Below are 18,021 nucleotides of genomic sequence, written 5' to 3'. Positions count from 1 at the left end.
ATGCGCCATAACAATTCGATCCGGAGAGTTTCGCCATGCGTGTCGGTGTCCCCAAGGAAATCAAGAATCACGAATATCGCGTCGGCCTGACGCCGCCATCGGTGTCGGAACTGACCGCGCTCGGCCATAAAGTCGTGGTACAGACTGGTGCCGGTCTCGGCATCGATTTCGAAGACCAGGACTATATCGACGCCGGCGCGACGATCGTGCCCGACGCCGCCAGCGTGTTCGCGCAGTCGGACATGATCGTGAAAGTGAAGGAGCCGCAGCCGAGTGAAATCGCGCTGCTCGAATCGCGCCACTTGCTGTTCACCTATCTCCACCTCGCCGCCGACAAGGCGCAAGCCGAGGGGCTGATCAAGTCGGGCGCGACCTGCATCGCCTATGAAACAGTCACCGCCAACGACCGTTCGCTGCCGCTGCTCAAGCCGATGTCGGAAGTCGCCGGTCGCATGTCGATCCAGGTCGGCGCGCATTATCTCGAAAAGGAACAGGGCGGCCGCGGCGTGCTGCTCGGCGGCGTCCCCGGCGTGGCCCCTGCCCGTGTCGCGATCCTTGGCGGCGGCGTGTCCGGCGTCAACGCGGCGCAGATGGCGGTCGGCATGCGTGCCGATGTGACGATCTACGACATTTCGAACGCCCGCCTTGCCGAACTCGACATGTTCTTCTCCAGCCAGATCAAGACCGCCTATGCCTCCAAGGCAGCGATCGCTTCGGCAGTGAAGAACGCGCACCTCGTGATCGGCGCGGTGCTGGTGCCCGGCGCAGCAGCCCCGAAGCTGGTCACGCGCGAGATGCTCAAGACGATGAAGCGCGGGTCGGTGCTGGTCGATATCGCGATCGACCAGGGCGGTTGCTTCGAAACCAGCCATGCGACAACCCATGACGACCCGGTGTTCGAAGTCGATGGCGTGATTCATTATTGCGTCGCCAACATGCCGGGCGCGGTCGCGCGCACCAGCACCTTCGCGCTCAACAATGCGACCCTGCCCTTCGTGCTGAAGCTGGCGAGCCTTGGTGCGGAAAAGGCGATGGCCGCCGACCCGCATCTCGCCAACGGCCTGAATGTGTCAAATGGCAAGATCCGTCACCAGGCGGTGGCCGATGCGCTCGACTTGCCGTTTGAGGCCTGGGCCGCCTGAACACTGCCGACTCACCGTTCGCCCGGAGCCTGTCGAAGGGCCGTTCTTCTTTGCGACGTCAAAAAAGAACGGTGCTTCGACAGGCTCGGCACGAACGGGACATTGTGATTTGCCCAGTCCCCGACGGGGTGATTCGACTGCTGTTTCGCGCTGTTTTCGGGGGCAAATTTTTTCCATGCTGTTAAGTTGGATTTTCCCGCCAATTTTCCGACTTATTTTCAGCATGTTGCGACGAAATATGCTGTTATTGAATAACAGCATGGGAACAGCAAATAACAGCAGCCATTTTCCCGCATAACAGCATGCCGGAAGTTCCAGATTTTACGGTCATGTGAAAGAGCCGGGCCGGGCGCGAGCATCGCGCCGGGCCGGCTCAACGATGCGGTGATCCGCGCCGGGATTGAATCGACCCGGCGATCAGCGCGGCGTTTGATCCCCGTCAGCCAGCAAACGATCGAGCAGCGCCAGCCGATAGGCCAGTTCCGGCCGGTAGGAGACGCGCTCAGGCGTCAATGCGAGCGCATGGGCCCAATAGGGCCGCGCCTGGGCGAAATTGCCCGCACGGATATAGGCAAGCCCGGTGAAAAAGGGCGGCGCCGGATGCTTCGGGGCAAGGCGCGCGGCCTGAGTAAAGGCGAACAGGGCAGTGGGGGACACATGCCCCCCGTCGTGCAGCGCCAGCGCGGTGCCAAGACCGGTCCATAATGCGAGGCTGTCGGGATAACGGTGCAGCCCGCCAAGGATGGCCCGCACGGCACTTTCGGTATCCCCCACGCGAGTCATGCCGTCAGCGGCGGTCAGATAGGCCGTATCGGCACGCAATCGCCCGACCATCGCTTCGCGCAGTTCGACCAGGCCGGCATCGACCTCGATCGGCCGGGCATTGGCCTTGACCGGAGCCCCCTCCAGCATGGGCTGCCCCTGCAGCGCATAACCCGCCGCGCCAAGCACCAGCGCGGACCCGACGAACGACCAGAGTTCGCGCGACACGCCGATACGCCACAACAGCAGCGCGGCCCCGCCGGCAATGCCCGCAAGTATCACCCAGCCCATCAGCCGCGCCGCCGCTTGAACGATCCGCGCGCGAGCCATGCGCCGAGCGCCAGCAGTATAAGCGGCATGAGCCAGAGCGGCGCCGTCACCGCGCTGAGCGGCGGATCATAGGTCACATAGTCGCCATAGCGCGCGATCAGCCACTTTCGAACCTGCTCCGGGCTTTCGCCATCGGCGATGCGCCGCCGCACCAGCGAGCGCATGTCACCGGCCATTTCGGCATCGCTGTCGGAGATCGCCTGCCCCTGGCAAACGAGGCAGCGCAGGGTCGCCATCAGCGCCCTTGCCTGGGCCTCCTTGGCCGGGTCCCTGAGCTGGGTGTTGGCAAGCGATGCCAGTGGGAGGGCACTGTCAGCCAAGGCTGGAGTGGCGGCGAGCAGCATCAATCCAGCGACAAGGGTGACGCGAATCATCACCGCGCCGCCTGCAATGCCGCAAGGATTTCGGGGATGTCGTCGGCGCGAATATCGCCGACATGCTGCTTCACCACGCGCCCATGGCCATCGATGACGAAGGTTTCCGGCACGCCCGACGAGCCGAGCGCCAGTTGCACCGAGCTTTCCGCGTCATTGCCGATACGCTGATAAGGATCGCCGTTGCGCTTCAGAAAGGCCTGGATCGCCGGGGTTGAATCGCGGATCGCAATGGCGTCGATCGGCACGCCCATTTGCCTGAGCTTCATCAATTGCGGCGCTTCGGCGATGCACGGCACGCACCAGCTGGCAAAGACGTTGAGCAGTCGTGGCTGGCCCTGATTGAACACCGCGCTACCCAGCCCTGGCTTGTCGGGGACCATCGCGGCGAGCGAGAAAGTCGGCAATTGCTTGCCGATCAGCGCCGAGCGCACCGTCCGATCGGCGGGCCGGATCAGGCCGCTCGCCACGACCGCGAACAGCAGCGCGAACCCCGCCAATGGCAGCCAGATCACCCCCCGCTTCATGATGGGCGCCTCATGCATAAGCCTCCCGCAGTACGACCTTGCGCTCGCGCCTGACGCGCCCGAGCAGGGACAGCGCGCCCCCCAGCGCGATCAGTGCGCCACCGAACCAGATAAAGGTCACGAATGGCTTCCACCACAGGCGGAGCTGCCAGCGCCCCTGCCCGTCCGGCGCGCCGAGCACGGTATAAAGCTGCCCGTCGAGCCGGGTCGCGATGGCCGATTCGCTCGTCACGGTCGGCGGCGACGAAAAGAAGCGCGACTGCGGATGGAGGATGAACGGCGTGCCGTCTTCCCCACGCTGGACCGTCAGTTGCGCTTGCAGCGCGGACCAGTTCGATCCGATCAGCGGGCTGATGCCATCGAGCGTCACGCGATAGGGGCCGACCCTGTGCGGTTCGCCGACGCGCACCGCGACCAGCGTTTCCTTCGTGAAAGCGCTGTCGGAGGCCATCCCGGCCAGGCTGACCGCAATGCCGAGATGCGCGATCACCATGCCCCAGGTGAAGAGCGGGGTGCGGCGCAGATTGCGTTTCCACAGCGGCGCGACGCTGGCCACCGCCAGCCCCGCCGCCAGCCCGAGCCCGAGCATCGGGAGAATCGCGATCCCGCCGGTGACCATGAAGATCGCCGCCCAGGTGAAACAGGTCGCGGCAATCGGCCCGAGCATCCGCGACAGCACCAGCCCACCTTCATCGCGCCGCCAGCGCAGCAGCGGTCCGGCGGCCATGAACGCGACCAGAATCAGCGCGATCGGCCCGGCGGTCTTGTCGAAAAAGGGCGGGCCGACCGACAATTGCGTGCCCATCGATGCCGCGACGATCGGATAGAGCGTGCCGATCAACACGATACCGAGGATCACGGAAAGCAGCAGGTTGTTGGCGACCAGCGCGCCTTCACGGCTGACCAGTTCGAAGGTCCGGCCCTGATGCACCGTGCCGACGCGTGCGCCGAACAGCACAAGCGCGCCGCCAATATAGATGACGAGCAGCGCGAGGATGAAGCTACCGCGTTCGGGATCGACCGCAAAGGCATGGACGCTGGTCAGGATGCCCGAGCGGACCAGAAAAGTGCCGACCATCGACATGGAAAAGGCGACCACCGCCAGCATCACCGTCCAGGCGCGCAGACCGTCGCGCGTCGCCAGCACGGTCACCGAATGCAGCAACGCGGTCGCCGCAAGCCACGGCATCAGCGACGCATTTTCGACCGGGTCCCAGAACCACCAGCCGCCCCAGCCAAGCTCGTAATACGCCCAATAAGAGCCCGCCGTGATGCCAAGCGTCAGGAAAATCCACGCACCGAGGATCCAGGGCCGCATCGCCCGCGCGAAAGCGGGCCCGACATCGCGCGTGATCAGGGCCCCGACCGCGAAGGAGAAGGCGACCGAGATGCCGACATAGCCAATGTACAGCGTCGGCGGGTGGAACGCCAAGCCAGGGTCCTGCAGCAGCGGATTGAGCCCCGCCCCATCGGCTGCGGCGGGGCTCAGTCTTGAGAATGGATTGGAGGAAAAGAGCAGGAACGCATAGAAACCCAATGCAATTGCGGCCTGTGCGCCAAGCGTCGCGATCAGGGTCTGCTTGTTCAACCGATCCTCGAAGATCGCAATCGCACCGCCGGCCAGCCCGAGGATGGTGACCCAGAGCAGCATCGATCCTTCATGATTGCCCCAGGCGCCGGCAAATTTGTACAGCCAGGGCTTGGCCGAATGGCTGTTCTCGGCAACCAGCAGCACCGACATGTCGGAGCGCATGAACACAGTGATGAGCAAGCCCATCGCCAGAGCCGTGAGCAACCCCTGCACGATCGCGACCGGGCGTACCGCCGCCATGACGTCATCGCGCGCCTTGGCAATGCCGACCGCTGCCATGATCAGTTGCAGCGCCGCCATTGCCGCCGCCAACCACAACGCTGCCAGCCCCCCTTCAGCGATCATGGTTTGAGCGTCTTCGTCTCATGCATGTTGCCTTCACGAGTCTGAGCGACCTGTGGCGGCATATAGCGTTCGTCATGCTTGGCGAGCAGGTTGGTTGCGGTGAAGCTGCCATCGGGATTGAATTGCCCTTCGGCGACCACTCCCGAGGCTTCCTTGAACAGATCGGGCGTGATGCCGCTGAAGCTGACCGGAACCGTGGCCGCGCCATCCGTGACGGTGAACCTGATCGACACCCCGTCCGCCTGGCGCTTGATCGACCCCTTCTCGACCATGCCGCCGAGCCGTACCGCGCGGCCGATCGGCGGCCCCGCCTTGGCGACGTCCGATGGCGCGTAGAAGAAGGCGGCCTGATCCTTGAGCGCCGATAGCGCCAGGCCGCTGGCGCCGGCGATCGCCACCACCGCCAGCGCCACGAGCATCAGCCGTTGATGTTTCGCCTTCATGATCGTTCGCTTCCGGGCCGTTCCGCCTTGCGCATCGCGCGCCAGCTGCCCAGCGCCAGCGCAATGGCTGCGGCAAAGGTCAGCGTGTAGGCGGCGACGACGAAGGGCCAGGGGTTCATGAGGTTGCCCTCCGGCGCAACCGCGCCTCGGTCTTGGCGGTCGCGAGCATCGCACGCATGCGCATCAGCACGATGGCGGCGAAGAACAGAGTGAAGCCGAACAGCATGAGCGGCAGCGGCCACAAAATACTGCCGGCGATCTTCGAGCTGGTCAGGCCGATGCTTTGCCCCTGATGCAGCGTGTTCCACCACACCACCGAATAGCGGATGATCGGCAGCAGCACCGACCCGGCGACGCCATAAATGGCCGGAATGCGTCCGTCGCCGCCGCGATCGGCATCGGCGCGAGCCAGCGCCATATAGCCGAGATAGACGAAGAACAGCAGCAGCATCGAAGTCATGCGCCCGTCCCATTGCCACCAGGTGCCCCAGGTCGGCCGACCCCAGATCGACCCGGTGATCAGACACAGGGCAGTGAAGACGGCGCCGGGCAATGCGATCGCCCGCGCGGCGACCCCGGCCAGCGGGTGGCGCCAGACCAGGAACATGATGCTCGACACCGCGATCCCGCTCCACCCGGCCATGCCGAGCCAAGCGCTGGGCACATGAATATAGAGGATGCGGACCGTCTCGCCCTGCAGATAATCGGGTGGGGTCTGAGTCAGCCCGGCCCAGGTGCCGATCGCGATCAGCACCAGCCCGGTCCAGAACAGCACGGGCGTCAATGGACGCGCGAGCTTCAGGAAGCGGGCGGGATTGGCAAAGGCATGAAGAGAGGCCACGATGCCTTGCGGTCTAAAGGGGATCGGGGCGTTACTCAACAGACCGAAAGAGCCATTGCTGAGCGATCGTCGCCGATCACTTCCGGCCGATCATCCCCGCCCGATCAGCCGTTTGGCGATCATGTCCGCCACATCGGATGCCGGCGCGCCGCTGCGATCGCTCTCGTCCCACACTTCGATCAGCCGCTCGGGGATCTTGGCGATCCGCGCATTGACCTCGGCTTCGTCGCCCTGGCCGAGATATTCGAGCCCGACATTGATGATGCCGCCGGCGTTGATGACATAGTCGGGCGCATAGAGAATGCCCCGTGCCGCCAGCCGTGCGCCGTCCTCGCGGGTCGCGAGCTGATTGTTGGCGCCACCCGCGATCACCGTCGTCCGCAGCGCGGCGATCGACTCTTCGGTCAGGATCGCGCCAAGCGCATTGGGGCTGACGATGTCCGCCTGCAATCCGAGAATCGCGTCGGTCGTGGCGACTTCCCCGCCCAGATCGGCCGCCAGCGCCCTGGCGCGATCGGCATTCACATCGGCGAGAGTCAGGCGTGCGCCATCCCTGGCGAGCAGCCTGGCCAGGCCACCGCCGACACTGCCGACGCCCTGGATCGCGACATGCACGTCCTTCATCGAATCGGCACCGAGCCCGCGCTTCGCCGCGGCCTTGACGCCGAGATAGACGCCGTGCGCGGTATAGGGACCAGGATCGCCACCCGCGCTGCCCGCCGCGACCGGCAAGCCGGAGACGTGGCGCGTCATCGTCGCAATGGTCTTCATGCTCGCCTCGGACATGCCGACATCCTCGGCCGTCACATAGCGTCCGCCCAGCGAGTCGACCGCGCGACCGAATGCCTCGAGCTGCGCGGTGGTGATCGTGTCGCCGGGCTTTGCCGCCAGCACCACGCCCTTGCCGCCGCCCATCGGCAGGCCGGCCATCGCATTCTTGAAGCTCATGCCGCGCGACAGGCGCAGCGCATCGGTGATCGCGCCGTCGCTGTCGGCATAATGCCAGAAGCGCACCCCGCCGGCGGCAGGGCCGAGCTTGGTCGAGTGGATCGCGATGACCGCCTGGAGTCCGCTCGTCGCGTCAGTGAAGAGGTGCACGCCCTCATGGTCGTCGAAATCGGGGAAACCCCAGCCGCTGGTCATGGATGCTCTCGGCATAAAAGAAAATGGGGCGACCGACGGGACTTGAACCCGCAACATCCGGCATCACAAGCCGACGCTCTAACCAATTGAACTACGATCGCCGCAGAGCCAGCGCCCCTAGCGGGCCGAACGGGCCAGCGTCAAGATTAGCGTGCATTCAAATGCCAGGAACCTGTTCAGAACCTGCCCTCGATCGCCAGCGTATAGCCGTTGGCGCCGGGCTGAAACCCGCTCAGCACCAGTTTCGGCACGGCGGCGGGGTCGGCCGGCTGGACCGACAATTCGGCACGAAATCGGCCCGTCGCCCAGAGCCTTAGCGCAACGGCTTCAGTCCCCGACTGGCTGGCAAGCGGCAGCAACAGCGCGCCCGAGTCGCACTTCGCCGTGCCGGAAAGCCCCTGAGTCAGCGCGATGCCCGCCAGATCGCCGTTCAGGGTCGCACGCACGCGGCCCTCCGCGCGCTGGCATGTGCCATCCTGGAACCGCACCGTGACATCATCGAGATTGATCGCTGAGACCGGCACCGGCGCGAAGACGTTGCCCGCCGCCAAGGACGCGGTCATGTCGTCGAGCCCCATGCTGTGACGACTGACGCCGATCGCACCGCGCAACGGACGGGATGCATCGCGCCCGTCAAGCGCCACGCGGGCGCGACCGACCAGCAATTGCACCGGCGACAGCCGCGCGTTCAGGTCGCCCAGATCGAGATCGCCGAATTGCGCACCGCTCAACGATCCCCACCAGACACTGCCATTGACGGTGCGCGCCGCGAGCCCGGTTTCGCCGAGCCCGAACCAGCCGAGCACCAGCCGCATCGGCATGAAGGCGATCAGCGCAATCAGGAAGGCGGCACCGAACAGCGCGGTTGGACCGGTGGTCAGGCGGATGCGCTTCATTGTCCGCGCGCCTTCAGGGTGATGTCCGCCGCCACGGTCTGATCGCCATTGTTGGTGAGGTTGAGCGAATCGACCAAGATGCCGGCCAGTTCGAGATCAGCGATCCAGCCGAGCAACGGGCCAGGCTTCGCGGCGGTGATGGTGATCTGCACCCGATCCGCACCCTGCACCACGACATTGGCAAGCGGAAAGCCGGCATTATTGGCGCGGTCGCGGACCACCGAATCAAGCGAACCCCCAAGTGGCGCGGGCCGATCCTGCTGGAGCGATTTCAGCGCCGCGAGCCGCACCTCGGTCTCCGCCACGCGCAACACCGCGCCGGCATGGCGTTCGCGCGCCGATGACAGCGCATCGGTGACCGGCCGGATGATCCCGGCCCAGACCAGGGTCAATGCGGCGAGCGCGGCCATGACGATCAGCATGCGCTTTTCGCGCAGCGAACGATCGGTGAACCAGCTGTTGAAAGCGGCGATCATCGTGGAGAAGCCTTGAACTGAGCCGAGGCCCGGCCATTGCCCACCTCGATCGGGGCGGGCTGAACGACGAAGCCCTGCGCCTCAATGCGATGCCGGACATCGACCACGGTTGCTTCGCGGTCGGCCGAGACGGTCGCGCGGACATCGCCATTCGCATCGAACGCCAGCGCGGTCAGCTCCGCACCCGGCACCGAGCGTACCGCGGAGGAGACCGCCGCCGCGGTACGGCTGAAACCAAGCCCGCCGCCGCGCAAGCGCGACAGCCGCTCATTCAACTGGCGGTCGGCATCGTTGACCGTCTCGCCACGCGGCAATCCCTGGCGCGCGAGCGTGTCGGCGCGCTGTTCCAGCGCATCGGCGGCCAGGCTGTATTTGAGGATCGAAACGATGCTGATGAACAAGGTAACGGTCAGGATCGCGACCGACAGCCAGCCGAGACGCCGGATCAGCGCCCAGTCGAGCGCCAATTTGCGCCGCCGCGCGAAGACACCCTGACGCAAGTCGAGCGCCGGCGACGCGACCGCCGCGACAATCGCTGCTTCGAGCTCGTCACGCCCGAGCGTCGCGGGCGCAGTCCCGCCCGTGACGAGTTCAGTCAGCCGCGCCTCATCGGCAAAACCGCTGGTGGTGCCGCGCACCACGCCTTCGCCGCCGAGATCGGCGCGGACATAGCCCTCATCCGGGCGCGGCAGCAGCATCGGCGCGGGCAGCAGCATCGCCGGATCGACACCATTCGCCGCAAGCGCGGCGAGCCAGTGATGCATTTGCGCGGCCGACACGACACCAATCGGCCGCTCGGCATGATCGTCCTCGCGGCCGACCGCGACATGCAGCTCGGCGATCGGCGAGGCGCTGGCATCCGCCGCCAGCATGCGCGCCGCGGTGACCGATTGCGCGACCGAGCGATCGGGCAGTTCGGCCCAGTGCAGTGTCACCGCATCGGCCGGCGCGATCGCCACCGGCGGCGGCGCATCCGGATCGACCGCATCGGGGAATCCCTCGCCGCGCGCCTTCACCACAGCGTCGGCGATGCGCAGCCAGCGCCAGGGCGCGCTGGGCGCAGGCAGGAACAGGACCAGCGTATCGCTCATCACCGCTCACCCCATTGCCGCGAGACCAGCCGCGCAGGCAAAGTCGTCGCATCGATCGTCGATTGCTGTTCCAATTCCGCCCCGTCCAAGGTCACATCCACGTCGAGCGCGAACCAATGCGTCGTAACCGCGGTTTGAGCAACCGCATCCGGCGCCTGCGTGATCCCGGACAGTGCCGGGACCTTCCAGAACGCCACCGTGCTCTCATAGCCCTGCGGCGGGCGCTTCAGCAGCAATTGCCGCGCGCCCTCGACGGTGAGCGTGTCGGGCATCAACATGGCGAAGAGTGGCGCCTGTTCCGGCAGCAAGGTGTTGACGTTGATCTTCGAAGGCTTGGCGATCGGCAACGTGCACAGCCAGGGGCGGAGCTTGGCATAGATTTGCGGCGTAACCCCCGACACCGCGCGCAATTCGCTCGGGTCGGCCATCAGCGTATTGGCGGTGCGATACGGGGTCGCCGCACCAAGATAGGTGGCGTCCTCCGCGCCCGCCGGCAATGGATTGGTGTCGCTGTCGATCCAGTCGGACGTGGCATCGGCGATCGGCACGGCAAGCTGCCCCGGCACGCCGACCAGCCGCATCAGCCGCGCGAATTGCAGGCGCGCGGGCGTAAAGGCGGCATAGACGCGCGGTTCGGTCTCAACGACCAGGCCATTGAGATTGAAGCAATTTCCGCCGTCCCGAACGCGCGCAGTCGCCATGCCGCCGGGGACCGGCAGCGGGAACGGCTTCCCGCTCCATCCGCCCGCCAAGGTAACGCGCGACGCGTCGCGACCGAGCAGGTCGGTGACCTTGGTCAGCGCCAGCGTTTCGGCGGCATAGCCATAGGCGCGCGCTTGCTCCGTCGCGGCGGCATTGCCGGAGAGCCGGGTGGCGAGACGCAATTTCTCCAGCGCGGTCGCGGCGAGCACCGAGATGACCGCGACGAGCAACAGCACGGTCAACAGCGCGGCGCCCCGTTCGGTACCGGGTTTTGGGTCGGGTCCGGGCGTGGGGCCGCGTTCAGCCACCATTGCCGGCCTCCAGCCCCTTGGGCGCATAGCCGGCCCCGACCAGGAAGAGCTGACGGAACTCAGTGCCGTTGCCGCGCACCAGCCGCATTTCGACCACTTGCGGCAGTGGCGCCCTGGCGCTCCCCTGCCACACGTCGCTCCACGCGCCGGCGATGCGGTAGCGCAACTTGACCTCACGCACGTCGCTCAGCAGCACGGCCGGGGCGAGTGGCTCGGCACCGTCGAGCATCGGGTAGGAGATTCGTTCGAAATTGCCGCCGGACAGACGATATTCGACCTTCTGATCACGCGCCCGCCGCGCCTCGTCGAGATTGGTCCAGCCGCCGCGCACGAGACGCAGCATCGGCGTCGTCCCCGATCCGGCTTCCCCGGTGAAAGCAGGCAGGACATCGCCCGCTTCATTGCGCGTAGTGCGGAACGACGCTTGCGCAAAATCGGCCGACAGCGCCGACGACAGGCGGTTCAATGCGCTGACATCATCAAGCCGCTCACCGGTCACGCCCTGCGCCCGGACGCTGAACGACAGCAAGGCGACCCCGGCCGATGCGAGCATGCCGAAGATCAGGAAGGAGATCATCAGCTCGACAAGCGTGAAGCCGTGTTCGGCGGAACGCCTCAGGGCTGTGAAGCCGTGTTCGGCGGAACGCCTCAGGGCTGTGAAGCCGTGTTCGGCGGAACGCCTCAGGGCTGTGAAGCCGTGTTCGGCGGCGCGCTTCATCACGATGCACCCGGTAACGTGGCCGGCCGCACCACGGTCAGCCGCCCTTGCACTTGCCCCGCGGCATCGGCGACCGACACGTCGATGCGCAGGATGCGCGTGTCGCCCGTCGAACGCGTCACGCGAGTCCAGCCCCAGCTGCGACCGCCATTCTGCTCGACGCCCCTGGCCTGGCCGATCGCGGGCGGGCGGGCATCGCTCAACGCCTCGATCGCGACATTGCGCGCGACCATTTGCGCGGTCAGCGCCGAATCGAGCATGCCGGCGCCGCGGATCGTCGCCCCTTCCAGACGGATCAGCGCCAGTGCCGCGAGGCTGAACACCGCGAGCGCCACCATCATTTCAATGAGCGTGAAGCCGTGTTCGGCGGAACGCCTCGAAGAGTTGAAGACGCGGCGGTGCATATCAGCCATCGACCTTGACCGAGCCATCGGCGCCGATCCGCACGATCACGCTTTCGCCATCGCGGTTCAGACGCACATCGAACGAGCGATCCGCCAGGCCAGTCGAATCGAACACCACCCGGTCGCGATCGGCGCTGAGCACTGGCGTGACGCCGTCGGCCCAGCGCGACACCCGCAGCGGCTTTTCGCTGATGGGCAGCCACGCGCCGCGACTGCGCATGTCGAAGCCATAGCCGCCGCCCGATACCCAGATGCTGACCGGGCGCGCCTCGACGATCGCCGAATCATGCGCGGCGCGTGCGCGGGCCGCAAAACGCGTCGCATCATCGACCAGCCGTCCACGCGGATCGGGGATCGCCAGCACGACGACAGCCGATGCCAGCCCGATGATCGTGATGACGATCATCAGTTCGACCAACGTGAAGCCGTGTTCGGCGAAACGCCTCACGGGCGTGAAGCCGTGTTCGGCGAAACGCCTCACGGGCGTGAAGCCGTGTTCGGCGAAACGCCTCACGGGCGTGAAGCCGTGTTCGGCGAAACGCCTCACGGGCGTGAAGCCGTGTTCGGCGGAACGCCTGAAAGAGGTCAGAGCAGCATGCATGGATCCGCTCCGATCCTCCCGACATGCGGCCGATGCGTATCGGGATCGCAGCGATCCAGTCGGCATTGCCCGCCGATCGTCATGCCAATTTCCCGCAACTGCGGGAGTTTCTGCGGGAAAATGCTTTTTTGAGCGTTCTGCGGGAATCTGCGGGAAAAGCTGCGGGAATTTTGATGGAGCCGCACGGGAATTTCGCGGCGCGGCTGCGGGAATATCGGGAAAGTTTCCGGGGCTGAGATCATGATCCGCTCAATTCCTGCTTTGTCCGATTCAAATCGCCGGTCGAATGGGCTTTCACCGCCGAAGCGCGGCGCCCGAACCGGAGAACAGACATGACAATGCCCGAGAGCCATGTGAATCGGGTCGATCATCCGGCGGACGGATGAGACGACCCTGCTCCGGCTTCGGACTTTCGACGTCACTGCCAGCTGCCGATATCCGCATCCGCGCCCTCGCCGCCTTCCTTGCCGTCGGCGCCCAGCGTCCAGATGTCCGCCGCGCCATGCGTGCCGGGTGACGCGTAGAGATAGGGCCGGCCCCAGGGATCGTTGGGCAGCTTCTTGATATAGCCGCCCTTTTGGTAGCGCGACGGATCGGAGAGATCGGCCGGCGCGTTGAGCAGCGCCGCCAAGCCTTGCGAGGTGGTCGGATAGATCGACAGGTTGAGCTTGTAGAGTTCGAGGCCATTCTCGATCGTCGCGATGTCGGCCTTGGCCTTCTCGCTCTTGGCGCGCTCGCCCTGCGGGATCACATTGAGCGCGACGATCGTCGCGAGCAGGCCGAGAATGACGATCACGACCATCAGCTCCACGAGAGTAAAGCCTTCTTCGCGGCGGCGCTTGCGGGCGGCGGTTTTGGGGTCGGTGGTCATGGTCTTCCTCATTGTCCGGCCAGTGTATTGAGCTGCAGGATCGGCAGCAGGATCGATAGCACGATCGTCGCGACGATACCGCCCATGATGACGATGATCGCCGGTTCGAGCAGCGACAAAGCGGTCGCGGTGAAGCGGTCGAATTCGCGTTCGAGATAGTCGGCGGCGCGTTCGAGCATTTCGTCGAGCTTGCCCGCCGATTCACCCGATGCAGCCAGATACGTCAGCAACGGCGGAAAGACGCCGGCGCGGCGCATCGCGGCGGACAGGCTGCCGCCGGCGCGAATCGATTCGACGATCTCGTCCGACGCGGCGCGCAGGCGGCGATTGTGAATCGTGCCGGCAGTCAGCGTGAGGCCTTCCAGCAGCGGCAAGCGGCTGGCGACCATCGTCGCGAGCGTGCGCGCCATGCGAGCGGCGTGGAGATCGCGCAGCAGCCGGCCAAGCAGCGGAATGCGCAGCAGCCAGCCGTCAAAGGCAAGGCGGATCGATGGCTGTTTGAGCGCTTGCCAACCAATCAGGCCAGTCGCCACGACCGCCAGCAGCATGACCCACCAATAGCCGACGAGCAGGTCGGACAAGCCGATGACGATGCGCGTCAGCAAGGGCAGCTGCTGGCCGACCGTGTCGAACTGCTCGACCACTTGCGGCACGACGAAGGCCATCAAGGCGGTCACCACACCCATCGCCACCACCGCGAGGACGGTCGGATAAGCCAGCGTGGTGATGATCTTGCCGTTGATCTCGGCCTGGCGCTCCAGCAACACCGAGAGACGATCGAGAATGATCGGCAGCGAGCCCGAGCGCTCACCGGCCGCGACCATCGCCCGATAGAGCGGCGGGAAGCTTTTCGGCTCGCGCCCCATCGCTTCGGCGAGCCGCCTGCCCTCCATCACGCCGGCATGGACGCTGGAGACGATCGCGCGCACCCGCTCCTGCTCGGTCTGGCGGGTGATGGTGCGGAGCGATTCCTCCAGCGGCGACACCTGGTTGAGCGTCGCGAGCTGACGCGTGAACAAGGTGAGCTGCTTCACGCTCATCTTCCGCCGCCCGAGGCGTAGGTCGGAGAGCAATGGCTTGCCGCGTGCAGGCGCACCGGAACCTGGCTCGATCTTCACGACGTATAGCCGCTTGCGATCGAGCAGGTCGCGCGCGTCGTCGATCGACGGCGCGGCGATATGGCCGCGCTTTTCGCGCCCGGCAGTGTCGATCACCAGATAGTCGAAATCAGGCATTGCTGTCAGCGTCGATCACCAGCGGCACCTCGACATCGGCCATGTCGCGGCGCGAGACGCGCACCGCTTCTTCCGGCGTGGTCAGCCCGTCGCGCACCAGTTGCCGCGCCGCCGAGCCGAGATTGGGTGCGTTGACAAAGGCATGGCGCGCAATGATCGCTTCGTCGCCGCCATCGTTGATCAGGCGGCGGATCGTCTCGTCGATGCGGATCGCCTCGAATACGCCGATACGCCCCTTGAACCCAGTGCCGTTGCACTCCTCGCACCCGACCGGCTCATAGACGATCGCGCCGGGATCGAAGCCAAGCAGCGCCGACACCGACCCTTGCGCCTGGACCGGCTTGCGGCAGTTCTGGCACAACCGCCGCACCAGCCGCTGCGCGATCACGGCACGCAGGGTCGAGGCAAGCAGGAACGGTTCGATCTTCATGTCGCGCATGCGCGTGATCGCGCCGACCGCGTCATTGGTGTGCACGGTCGACAGCACGAGATGGCCGGTCAGCGACGCCTGCACCGCGATTTCCGCCGTCTCCTTGTCGCGGATTTCGCCGACCATCACCACGTCGGGATCCTGGCGCAGGATGGCGCGCAAGCCGGCGGCGAAGGTCAGCCCGACCTTGGGATTGACCTGAGTCTGGCCAATGCCTTCCATCGCATATTCGACCGGATCCTCGACCGTCAGGATGTTGCGGCTGCCATCGTTGAGCAGGCGCAGTGCCGCGTAAAGCGTGGTGGTCTTGCCCGAGCCGGTCGGGCCAGTAACCAGGATGATGCCATTGGGTTCGGAAATCGCGCCCTTCAACATGGTGTTGATCGCCGCGGTCATGCCAAGCACGTCGAGCGTGATCCCGGCATTTTCCTTGTCGAGGATACGCAGCACGACGCGCTCGCCCGCGCGGCTCGGCAAGGTCGAGACGCGCACGTCGAGCAGCTTGCCGGCGAGCGTCAGGCCGATGCGACCGTCCTGCGGCACGCGGCGCTCGGCGATGTCGAGCCGCGCCATCACCTTGACCCGGCTGACGATGACCGGGGCGACATGCGGCGGCATGCGCAGCGTCTCGCGCAGCACGCCGTCGATGCGCATGCGCACGACAAGCCCGGTTTCATAGGGCTCGATATGGATGTCCGACACGCCATTGCGCGCGGCATCGGCGATGATGCCGTTGATCAGGCGGATCGCCGGGGCGTCGTCGGCGGTGTCGAGCAGATCGTCGGCGGTCGGCATGTCGCCGGCCAGCATGTCGAGCTCGTCGCCGAGCCCAAGCGTGCCTGCCGCGACCGCCGCCGCCTGACCGTCCATCGCATAGGCGTCGGACAATTTACGGTCGAATTCCTCGGCGCTGACGAAACCGACATCGAACGGGCGCGCAAGATGCCGCCTGAGTTCGAGCAGGACGCGCGGGTCCGCCCCTTCGCGCATCGCGATCGCCAGATGATCGCCACCGCCCGGTTCGAGCACGACGCCAAAGCGGCGCGCAAAAGCATAGGGAATGGCGACCATCGCCGAGGGCGGGATGAACGCCTCAGGCAATTCGACCGGCGCGTCGGCTGCCCGCTCGGCTTCGTCGCCGCGCGCGATCTGCATCACCGTTCCCCCTGCGGCTTCAGCGGCGCGGTCGAGTTGCGCATCACCGGCACGCCGATCCGTGGATCCTCGATATTGCCGGGCACCGGGGCCGACGGGATCGGCGGCGCAGCGCCCATATAGTCGCGCACCAGTTCATCGATGCTCGGTTCATGATTGGGCGACTGCCCCGCCTGCTGCATGCGCAGATAGCCATAACGCTGCTCCGTGACCCGGCGGGTATCCTCGGGCGTGCGCAACACGGTCGGGCGGATGAAGATCATCAAATTGGTCTTGGTGCGTTCCTTGGCCTTGGAGCGGAACAGCGCGCCGATCCCGGGCAAATCGCCGAGCAACGGGACTTTCTCGATCGTGCGTCGCTCACTATCGCTGAGCAGGCCGCCGATGATCGCGATCTGGCCGTCATCGACGGTCAGGGTCGTCTCCACCTCGCGCTTGTTGAGGATCAGGTCGCTATTGTCGCTCGACACCGGCCCGGCGATCGAGCTGACCTGCTGATGCAGGAACAGTTTGATCGTGCCGCTCGAATTGACCTGCGGGCGCACCTCGAGCTGGATGCCGACATTTTCGCGCTGCACCGTGCGGAAGGCATTGTCGAAATTGGTCGACAGCTGCTGGCCGGTGGTGATCGGGATTTCCTGGCCGACCAGGATCCGGGCCGGCTGATTGTCGAGCGTGGTCAGCGACGGTGCCTGGAGCAGGTTCGACGTCGTATCGGATTTCACCGCGTTGATGATCGCCCCGAAGATCGCGTTCTTGCCGATATTGAACGCGCCACCGCCGAAACCGCCGCTGGCGCCGAGGATCGAATTGATCGCCGACTGAGCGAGCGAATCGCTGACCGCGCTGTTGGTCGTGGTCGTGACGGTGCCGCCATTGACCGTGGTGGTGGTGGTGTTCAGCTTGCGCGCACCGATCGCGCCGGCGATGGTCAGCAGATTGGGCGCCGAATTGCCGTAGCTGGTGGCGAAGCTCGGCACGCCACTGCCGGGCAATCCGGCAAGCAGGAATTGCACGCCGAGCTTGTTCGCGGTCGCGTCCGACACTTCGGCGACGATGGCTTCGACCAGCACCTGTTCGCGCCGCGTGTCGAGTTGCCGCACGACTTCACTCAACTGGCGCTGCACTTCGGCCGGGGCGGCGATGACGATCGCATTGGCCCCCGAAAAGCGCGTGATGACCGATGCGGTGCGCCCGCCCTCGGCAACGATCGCGGCCTGCCCCGTGCTCCCGCCGGTAGCGGGCGCGGCCTGTTGCGTCTGGGGCGGCGGCGAATTGCTGGTGTTATTCTGTCCGTTCGCCGCCGTGCCGCCGAAATTGGAGCGCGACAATGTGTTGGAGCCGCTGTTGCTCGACTGAGTCGGCGTCTGGCCGACCAGTTGCTGCAGCACCGGCAGCAATTGTTCGGCATCGGCATTTTCAAGGAAGACGACGCGAATTTCGGTGCCGTTCTTCGCGCGCTTGTCGAGATCCTCCGCCACGGCGGCGAGCCGCGCCACGGTTGCCCCGTCACCACGCAAGGCCACCGAGTTGGAGCTGGCGATGGCCACCACGGTCGCGCTGGGGCCGGCCGCTCCCGCCGGCGCACCCGCCGGAGGGTTTGCGCGCTGCAGCGCCTGATTGCGGTGGAGTG

21 protein-coding genes and 1 tRNA gene are annotated in these 18,021 nt (G+C 65.9%); 2 read left to right on the top strand and 20 right to left on the bottom strand.

The features are described from left to right. Positions 1-35 precede the first annotated feature (35 nt). Positions 36-1,142, top strand: a complete 1,107-nt coding sequence (gene ald, locus OO12_RS10255; RefSeq protein WP_034158591.1) for an alanine dehydrogenase — start codon at positions 36-38, stop codon at positions 1,140-1,142. Positions 1,143-1,559: 417 nt separating this feature from the next. Here the strand turns inward: ald and OO12_RS10250 are convergent, their stop codons facing one another. The 16 genes from OO12_RS10250 to OO12_RS10180 all read right to left on the bottom strand — a co-directional run bounded on the left by OO12_RS10250 (position 1,560) and on the right by OO12_RS10180 (position 12,643). Continuing rightward, positions 1,560-2,234 carry a tetratricopeptide repeat protein gene (locus tag OO12_RS10250; RefSeq protein ID WP_235364738.1) on the bottom strand — a complete coding sequence of 225 codons (675 nt, stop codon included), beginning with the start codon at positions 2,232-2,234 and terminating at the stop codon, positions 1,560-1,562. Next, a complete protein-coding gene (locus OO12_RS10245) occupies positions 2,195-2,608 on the bottom strand; it encodes a cytochrome c-type biogenesis protein (protein WP_034158590.1) in 414 nt (137 codons plus the stop codon). Before OO12_RS10245 ends, OO12_RS10250 begins: the two co-directional genes overlap by 40 nt. Further along, complete coding sequence (locus OO12_RS10240) at positions 2,608-3,135, bottom strand: redoxin family protein (protein ID WP_034158589.1); 528 nt, start codon at positions 3,133-3,135, stop codon at positions 2,608-2,610. Before OO12_RS10240 ends, OO12_RS10245 begins: the two co-directional genes overlap by 1 nt. Positions 3,136-3,145: 10 nt before the next feature. Next, positions 3,146-5,071, bottom strand: a complete 1,926-nt coding sequence (locus tag OO12_RS10235; RefSeq protein WP_034158588.1) for a heme lyase CcmF/NrfE family subunit — start codon at positions 5,069-5,071, stop codon at positions 3,146-3,148. Next, a complete protein-coding gene (gene ccmE / locus OO12_RS10230; RefSeq protein WP_034158587.1) occupies positions 5,068-5,514 on the bottom strand; it encodes a cytochrome c maturation protein CcmE in 447 nt (148 codons plus the stop codon). Before ccmE ends, OO12_RS10235 begins: the two co-directional genes overlap by 4 nt. Then, positions 5,511-5,633, bottom strand: coding sequence for a hypothetical protein (locus tag OO12_RS29285; protein WP_268747916.1), 123 nt, complete (start codon positions 5,631-5,633; stop codon positions 5,511-5,513). Before OO12_RS29285 ends, ccmE begins: the two co-directional genes overlap by 4 nt. Further along, positions 5,630-6,355 carry a heme ABC transporter permease CcmC gene (gene ccmC, locus OO12_RS10225; RefSeq protein WP_034158586.1) on the bottom strand — a complete coding sequence of 242 codons (726 nt, stop codon included), beginning with the start codon at positions 6,353-6,355 and terminating at the stop codon, positions 5,630-5,632. Before ccmC ends, OO12_RS29285 begins: the two co-directional genes overlap by 4 nt. A 90-nt stretch (positions 6,356-6,445) precedes the next feature. Next, a complete protein-coding gene (locus OO12_RS10220; RefSeq protein WP_034158585.1) occupies positions 6,446-7,498 on the bottom strand; it encodes a Glu/Leu/Phe/Val family dehydrogenase in 1,053 nt (350 codons plus the stop codon). A gap of 24 nt (positions 7,499-7,522) precedes the next feature. Beyond that, positions 7,523-7,599 (bottom strand) — tRNA-His (locus tag OO12_RS10215). Positions 7,600-7,674: 75 nt separating this feature from the next. Continuing rightward, entirely contained in the window at positions 7,675-8,394 is a 720-nt protein-coding gene (gene gspN, locus OO12_RS10210; RefSeq protein ID WP_034158584.1) for a type II secretion system protein N, read from the bottom strand. Then, complete coding sequence (gene gspM / locus OO12_RS10205) at positions 8,391-8,870, bottom strand: type II secretion system protein GspM (protein WP_034158583.1); 480 nt, start codon at positions 8,868-8,870, stop codon at positions 8,391-8,393. Before gspM ends, gspN begins: the two co-directional genes overlap by 4 nt. Then, positions 8,867-9,961, bottom strand: coding sequence for a type II secretion system protein GspL (gene gspL / locus OO12_RS10200; protein WP_034158582.1), 1,095 nt, complete (start codon positions 9,959-9,961; stop codon positions 8,867-8,869). The genes gspM and gspL overlap by 4 nt, the downstream gene beginning before the upstream one ends. Beyond that, the gene (gspK, locus tag OO12_RS10195) at positions 9,961-10,974 is read right to left on the bottom strand and encodes a type II secretion system minor pseudopilin GspK (protein ID WP_052215723.1); all 1,014 of its coding nucleotides are present in this window, start codon (positions 10,972-10,974) and stop codon (positions 9,961-9,963) included. The genes gspL and gspK overlap by 1 nt, the downstream gene beginning before the upstream one ends. Further along, positions 10,964-11,692, bottom strand: a complete 729-nt coding sequence (gspJ, locus tag OO12_RS10190; RefSeq protein ID WP_082006462.1) for a type II secretion system minor pseudopilin GspJ — start codon at positions 11,690-11,692, stop codon at positions 10,964-10,966. Before gspJ ends, gspK begins: the two co-directional genes overlap by 11 nt. Further along, positions 11,692-12,105 (bottom strand): type II secretion system minor pseudopilin GspI, encoded by a 414-nt coding sequence (gene gspI / locus OO12_RS10185; RefSeq protein ID WP_235364737.1) that lies wholly within the window; start codon positions 12,103-12,105, stop codon positions 11,692-11,694. Before gspI ends, gspJ begins: the two co-directional genes overlap by 1 nt. Beyond that, on the bottom strand, positions 12,098-12,643 hold the full coding sequence (locus tag OO12_RS10180) for a GspH/FimT family pseudopilin (RefSeq protein WP_235364736.1): 546 nt from the start codon (positions 12,641-12,643) through the stop codon (positions 12,098-12,100). Before OO12_RS10180 ends, gspI begins: the two co-directional genes overlap by 8 nt. An 86-nt stretch (positions 12,644-12,729) precedes the next feature. Here OO12_RS10180 and OO12_RS10170 point away from each other — a divergent pair, with 86 nt between their 5' ends. Beyond that, entirely contained in the window at positions 12,730-12,933 is a 204-nt protein-coding gene (locus OO12_RS10170; protein WP_152616349.1) for a hypothetical protein, read from the top strand. A gap of 182 nt (positions 12,934-13,115) precedes the next feature. Here the strand turns inward: OO12_RS10170 and gspG are convergent, their stop codons facing one another. The 4 genes from gspG to gspD form a co-directional block, all read right to left on the bottom strand. Then, positions 13,116-13,568 (bottom strand): type II secretion system major pseudopilin GspG, encoded by a 453-nt coding sequence (gspG, locus tag OO12_RS10165; RefSeq protein ID WP_082006465.1) that lies wholly within the window; start codon positions 13,566-13,568, stop codon positions 13,116-13,118. Positions 13,569-13,576: 8 nt separating this feature from the next. Beyond that, the gene (gspF, locus tag OO12_RS10160; RefSeq protein WP_034158579.1) at positions 13,577-14,803 is read right to left on the bottom strand and encodes a type II secretion system inner membrane protein GspF; all 1,227 of its coding nucleotides are present in this window, start codon (positions 14,801-14,803) and stop codon (positions 13,577-13,579) included. Further along, complete coding sequence (locus OO12_RS10155; RefSeq protein ID WP_052215722.1) at positions 14,796-16,388, bottom strand: ATPase, T2SS/T4P/T4SS family; 1,593 nt, start codon at positions 16,386-16,388, stop codon at positions 14,796-14,798. Before OO12_RS10155 ends, gspF begins: the two co-directional genes overlap by 8 nt. Next, a partial coding sequence (gene gspD / locus OO12_RS10150; RefSeq protein ID WP_052215721.1) for a type II secretion system secretin GspD occupies positions 16,388-18,021 on the bottom strand: 1,634 nt, incomplete at its 5' end. The genes gspD and OO12_RS10155, both read right to left, overlap by 1 nt.

The sequence above is a fragment of the Sphingomonas sp. ERG5 genome (genome assembly GCF_000803065.1).
GTDB lineage: Bacteria > Pseudomonadota > Alphaproteobacteria > Sphingomonadales > Sphingomonadaceae > Sphingomonas.
This window is presented reverse-complemented; position numbering and strand designations above follow the sequence as displayed.

Excerpts from the sequence above, each read along its gene's own strand:
- ald (WP_034158591.1), top strand. The coding sequence starts at position 36 with ATGCGTGTCGGTGTCCCCAAGGAAATCAAGAATCACGAATATCGCGTC.
- OO12_RS10250 (WP_235364738.1), bottom strand. The coding sequence starts at position 2,234 with ATGGCTCGCGCGCGGATCGTTCAAGCGGCGGCGCGGCTGATGGGCTGG.
- OO12_RS10245 (WP_034158590.1), bottom strand. The coding sequence starts at position 2,608 with ATGATTCGCGTCACCCTTGTCGCTGGATTGATGCTGCTCGCCGCCACT.
- OO12_RS10240 (WP_034158589.1), bottom strand. The coding sequence starts at position 3,135 with ATGAAGCGGGGGGTGATCTGGCTGCCATTGGCGGGGTTCGCGCTGCTG.
- OO12_RS10235 (WP_034158588.1), bottom strand. The coding sequence starts at position 5,071 with ATGATCGCTGAAGGGGGGCTGGCAGCGTTGTGGTTGGCGGCGGCAATG.
- ccmE (WP_034158587.1), bottom strand. The coding sequence starts at position 5,514 with ATGAAGGCGAAACATCAACGGCTGATGCTCGTGGCGCTGGCGGTGGTG.
- OO12_RS29285 (WP_268747916.1), bottom strand. The coding sequence starts at position 5,633 with ATGAACCCCTGGCCCTTCGTCGTCGCCGCCTACACGCTGACCTTTGCC.
- OO12_RS10220 (WP_034158585.1), bottom strand. The coding sequence starts at position 7,498 with ATGACCAGCGGCTGGGGTTTCCCCGATTTCGACGACCATGAGGGCGTG.
- gspN (WP_034158584.1), bottom strand. The coding sequence starts at position 8,394 with ATGAAGCGCATCCGCCTGACCACCGGTCCAACCGCGCTGTTCGGTGCC.
- gspM (WP_034158583.1), bottom strand. The coding sequence starts at position 8,870 with ATGATCGCCGCTTTCAACAGCTGGTTCACCGATCGTTCGCTGCGCGAA.
- gspL (WP_034158582.1), bottom strand. The coding sequence starts at position 9,961 with ATGAGCGATACGCTGGTCCTGTTCCTGCCTGCGCCCAGCGCGCCCTGG.
- gspK (WP_052215723.1), bottom strand. The coding sequence starts at position 10,974 with ATGGTGGCTGAACGCGGCCCCACGCCCGGACCCGACCCAAAACCCGGT.
- gspJ (WP_082006462.1), bottom strand. The coding sequence starts at position 11,692 with ATGAAGCGCGCCGCCGAACACGGCTTCACAGCCCTGAGGCGTTCCGCC.
- gspI (WP_235364737.1), bottom strand. The coding sequence starts at position 12,105 with ATGGCTGATATGCACCGCCGCGTCTTCAACTCTTCGAGGCGTTCCGCC.
- OO12_RS10170 (WP_152616349.1), top strand. The coding sequence starts at position 12,730 with ATGCGTATCGGGATCGCAGCGATCCAGTCGGCATTGCCCGCCGATCGT.
- gspG (WP_082006465.1), bottom strand. The coding sequence starts at position 13,568 with ATGACCACCGACCCCAAAACCGCCGCCCGCAAGCGCCGCCGCGAAGAA.
- gspF (WP_034158579.1), bottom strand. The coding sequence starts at position 14,803 with ATGCCTGATTTCGACTATCTGGTGATCGACACTGCCGGGCGCGAAAAG.
- OO12_RS10155 (WP_052215722.1), bottom strand. The coding sequence starts at position 16,388 with ATGCAGATCGCGCGCGGCGACGAAGCCGAGCGGGCAGCCGACGCGCCG.